Origin of the sequence: Bacillus sp. JJ1773 (assembly GCF_036962035.1) — a bacterium.
Classification (GTDB): Bacteria; Bacillota; Bacilli; order Bacillales; family Cytobacillaceae; genus Cytobacillus.
Window position 1 is genome coordinate 1 of the sequence record NZ_JBALNX010000142.1, and the last position, 4288, is coordinate 4288.

Below are 4288 nucleotides of genomic sequence, written 5' to 3' on the forward strand. Positions count from 1 at the left end.
TTAATCAAACGTTTGATTGGAAGGGTTTGAAGAGGTGACAGGGAGGGATGTTTGGAGAAAGCTCATTGGAAAGCGAGACCCATGACGACGTCTTGGTTGCTTCTAAGGGTAGATAGAAAACTTATAAATGATCGGTTGGTTAGGTGTTTAATATTGGGGCGAACAATGTCATAAATGGAAAAAGCCCTGTGACTTTTGATGTTCGTCACAGGACTTGTTTTTTATCATCACTAAATACCGCTTTAAATTGTCCGTTTTCTGCACCTTGGACGATGGTCACTTCTGGTTTAACCACATCTCCTTTCTTAGTCGTAGCTACCCTAAATTGCAGACTGTCATTTTGAGCAGTTGACGTATCCTTTACCAATCCTGCATCAGTATTAATGACATAATCTACATCTTTTTGAAAAAACACTCAAGAATAAATCAATTAAACATTTGTCGAATCATGTAACATTTGTGTAAAATTTAGCTAAGTTTTGTTGACTATTCATTTTATGTTAATTACTATATAAATTATAAGAAAGTAATGGTAATTTTGTTATTAAAATTTGATAAAGGCAAACTCATTGAAAGGTGAGGACGCAAAGCCATGGGTCTGTCGTTCAGCTTAGCTATTGAACTATGATCGCCAGGTTGCCAATTAACTTTATATAAGTAAAGTGATGGCTGCTCTCTTTATCAGGGACGGCTATTTTTGTGCAGCGATTGTAGAGCAAGTGAATTTTGCTCGCAAAATATGGTGGAAATGGTGGAAGAGGTAGCTAATATGGCTGAACAAGCCACAGGAAATACAAAAAATGTGGCTGCTTCAGCAAAGGAACAAAATGCCTTAATGGAAGAAACATCGTCCTCAGCGGAAGCTTTAATTACAATGGCTCAAAATCTACAAAAAGTAATAATAGATTTAAAATTTAGTATCAATTTTTCATGTGTCATTGTTTTATAAGGCATTTACTATATTTAGAAAAGGATGTAATGTTTAATGCTAGATTCCATAGGTGGAGTATCACGCTACGATTTTCTGTTACGCCAATTTCAATATGAGAATAAATGGATCACGGAAGAAATTCAACAATCGCTAGATAGATTCTGTATGTTTCTATACAAACACACTAATGTTCACTATTTTTCGTTTGTTAACGAAAAGATTTTGATAGCATATATAAAATATCATCGATCATTAAATTTTGAAATCATTCCCTTTATGCAAGCAGTCAAGGATGTTAATAATTTTCTCCTCTTTTTAAGGAACAATAAATATGAAAATTGTCATCAAAAAATTGATTTATCCATTGGAAATTTCAATCTTTGGACTAGATTGTAGATATGATGAGGTACCTGCCCATTCCTAGAGGGTCTAATTAATCGTTTGATTAAGAAGAGAAAGAAGATAGCGCGAGAAAGGTTCTGGATACTTTGGCATTGCTATGATAGGCATGACCCAAAAATACGAAGCACTCAAATTTAGTAGAAATCAATGCTGTCGGTCTGTGTTCTTTTATATAAGGAATTGAAATGGTCTCATTTACCTTTGAGATCATTTTTCTTTTTTACGTGAAAATTTGATATTATAAGATTGTGTTATGTTGAGCATTCTTTTTTGCTCTAGTTTTCCACTATAAGAGAGACTATGTAAATTTGAAATTAAGTGGTTCTATTTTAAATGATCTAAGACAAACCATTTTAGCTCGATTGATTTATGCCCTATGAAAGCATAATAAATAGTAGATTCTTTATGTGTGGCATTTACAAAGTAATGAAAAGGACGGTATTTTTCTATGCTAGAAAACAAGAAACGCAAAATTATTCTTGATTGTGATCCAGGTCATGATGATGCCATTGCTATTTTACTCGCAGCAGGGAATCCAAACATTGAATTAGTCGGTATTACAACTGTAGCAGGGAACGCTGAAGTGGAGAAAACAACGAAGAATGCCCTAAAAGTTTGTGAGATTGCCGGCATGTATGATGTACCTGTTTTCCAAGGAAGCGGTCAACCGCTTGTCAGAAAACGCGAAACAGCTCCCGATATTCATGGAGATTCCGGAATGGACGGACCGGTTCTACCAGAGGCTACTAAAACGATCGAAGAGGAACACGCTGTTGATTTTATTATTCGAAAGCTAATGGAATCAGATGAGGATATTACACTCGTTCCTACTGGCCCGCTAACGAATATCGCGATGGCTATGAGACGTGAACCGGCTATCCTATCTAAAATTCAAGAAATTGTCATCATGGGTGGAGGTACGTTTGGCAACTGGACTCCAGCAGCAGAATTCAATATTTATGTGGATGCGGAGGCAGCAAAGGTTGTTTTTGAGAGTGGCGTTCCGATTACGATGATGGGGCTTGACCTTACTCATCAAGCTTTAGCGACTAACGAGGTTTGTGAACGCATTGCTGCGATTGACAATCCCGTTGGGCAATTTGTGAGCGAGCTACTGGTGTTTTTCCGCAAAACGTATTTAGAGGTATTTGGATTCGAACATCCACCTGTACATGACGTTTGCTGTGTAGCGTATTGTATCGATCCTTCTGTTGTTGAGGCGAAAAAGTTGCGTGTGGATGTGGAGACAACCGGGGTTCATACTTACGGAATGACCTTAGTAGATATGCACGGTGTAACCGGCCGTGAACCAAATGTCAATGTTGCCTTGAAACTAGATCATACGAAGTTTTGGGATATGGTCATCAAGGCACTGAAAAGCTACACAGACAAGTAATTTGAAAAAATTTTAAACTGTTGAAATGGGGATTAGTGATGAAAGCAATTATTTTTGATGTTGATACGGGGATTGATGATGCATTAGCGATGTCTTACTCCATAAATTCTCCTGAACTAGAGATTCTTGGGTTTACGACCTGCTTCGGGAACGTACCTGTAGAAGAAGCGACTCGTAATACACTTGTTGTGATCGAAAAATTAGGGAAGAACATTCCTGTTTATCAAGGGGCTGCTCAACGATTCGTGCGCGGCGAAAAAGATTTTTGGTCAAAACATGTCCATGGTGAGGATGGATTAGGCAATACGTTGAAGAACGAACCGATGACTCAAGTGAGAAGTCAATTTGCTCCCGATTTTATGATCGAGCAGGTGAAAAATCGCCCGCATGAAATTACGATCATTGCAGTGGGACCACTAACAAACCTTGCTTTAGCGATCCAAAAAGCGCCGGAAATTATTCCGCTCATTAAAGAGGTTGTTGTGATGGGGGGAGCTGTGGCCGTACCAGGGAATGTGAATGCGTATGCAGAAGCGAATATTATCTCTGACCCTGAAGCAGCTGACTATGTTTTCTCATCTGGTTTAAAGGTTACCCTTGTAGGGTTAGATGTAACCTTGCAAACATTATTGCCAAAATCGAGACTTGATGAATGGCGTGCGACTGGAAAAGAAACGGGTCAATTTTTTGCGGACATGACCGAGTTTTATATCGGATTTTATGAAAGTAATTATCCAGGTATCGGCGGTTGCGGTCTTCATGATCCACTTGCCGTGGGAGTTGCGATTGATTCAAGCTTTGTAAAGATGGAAACGATGAATGTGAAAGTTATTTTAGAAGGGGAAGAGGAAGGAAGAACCGTAGGTCATCTTGAAGGTGAACCAAAGATTCGCGTCTGTACAGAAGTAGATGCAGATCGATTTTTAGAACATTTTCTAAGTAGAGTTGTATGATTTAAGTTGAATTCTTCACTTACCAACACTAGATCCCACAGAAAAGCGGACTGATCTGCTTTTCTGTGGGGTTCTTTTTTTCGTTAACCGAATGGTCACAGTGACGCTAGGGAGATATACAACAATCGTTAGATAGACTTTGCTATTATCTATACAACCATACTAATGTTCACTATTTTTCGTTTGTTAATGAAAAGATTTTGATAGTTTAAATAAAATATCGTCGATCATTAAATTTTTGAAATCATTTCTTTTATGCAAGCAGTTAAGGGTGTTAATAATTTCCACCTTTTTTTAAGGAACAATGAATATGAAAATAGTCATCAAAAAATTGATTTATCCATTGGAAATTTCAATCTTTGGACTAGATGGTAGAAAAGATGAAGTACCTACACATTCCTAGAAAGTTTAATCAAACGTTTGATTGAACAGTCCCAATCCCTTGTCCTTCCTGGCTTTGAGGGGATTTAATTAAACGTTTGATTAATATGTAAGATTGTATTTATATATCAATTTATAGCAATGGCCTAATTTTAATAATTATTATGATACAAACTTAGTGAGATCATGTCCGATCAATGCAAGAGGGCCTTTAAACAAACGTTT

At 37.4% G+C, this 4288-nt stretch carries 4 protein-coding genes and 1 riboswitch; of the genes, 3 read left to right on the plus strand and 1 reads right to left on the minus strand.

Going from position 1 to position 4288, the window contains the following annotated elements:
* Window positions 1-205: 205 nt before the first annotated feature.
* Window positions 206-415 (minus strand): hypothetical protein, encoded by a 210-nt coding sequence (locus tag V7127_RS25400; RefSeq protein WP_335490950.1) that lies wholly within the window; start codon window positions 413-415, stop codon window positions 206-208.
* 134 nt (window positions 416-549) lie between these two features.
* A riboswitch (cyclic di-GMP riboswitch) is annotated at window positions 550-644 on the plus strand.
* A 95-nt stretch (window positions 645-739) separates the two neighbouring features.
* On the opposite strand from V7127_RS25400, the gene V7127_RS25405 reads away from it, so the two are divergent.
* The 3 genes from V7127_RS25405 to V7127_RS25415 all read left to right on the plus strand — a co-directional run bounded on the left by V7127_RS25405 (window position 740) and on the right by V7127_RS25415 (window position 3682).
* Entirely contained in the window at window positions 740-949 is a 210-nt protein-coding gene (locus V7127_RS25405; protein ID WP_335490953.1) for a hypothetical protein, read from the plus strand.
* Between the two features lie 832 nt (window positions 950-1781).
* Entirely contained in the window at window positions 1782-2729 is a 948-nt protein-coding gene (locus V7127_RS25410; RefSeq protein WP_335490955.1) for a nucleoside hydrolase, read from the plus strand.
* Between the two features lie 38 nt (window positions 2730-2767).
* Window positions 2768-3682 (plus strand): nucleoside hydrolase, encoded by a 915-nt coding sequence (locus tag V7127_RS25415; protein ID WP_335355529.1) that lies wholly within the window; start codon window positions 2768-2770, stop codon window positions 3680-3682.
* Window positions 3683-4288 lie beyond the last annotated feature (606 nt).

Coding starts and splice junctions, on each gene's coding strand:
- V7127_RS25405 (WP_335490953.1), top strand. CDS start 740: ATGGTGGAAATGGTGGAAGAGGTAGCTAATATGGCTGAACAAGCCACA.
- V7127_RS25415 (WP_335355529.1), top strand. CDS start 2,768: ATGAAAGCAATTATTTTTGATGTTGATACGGGGATTGATGATGCATTA.
- V7127_RS25410 (WP_335490955.1), top strand. CDS start 1,782: ATGCTAGAAAACAAGAAACGCAAAATTATTCTTGATTGTGATCCAGGT.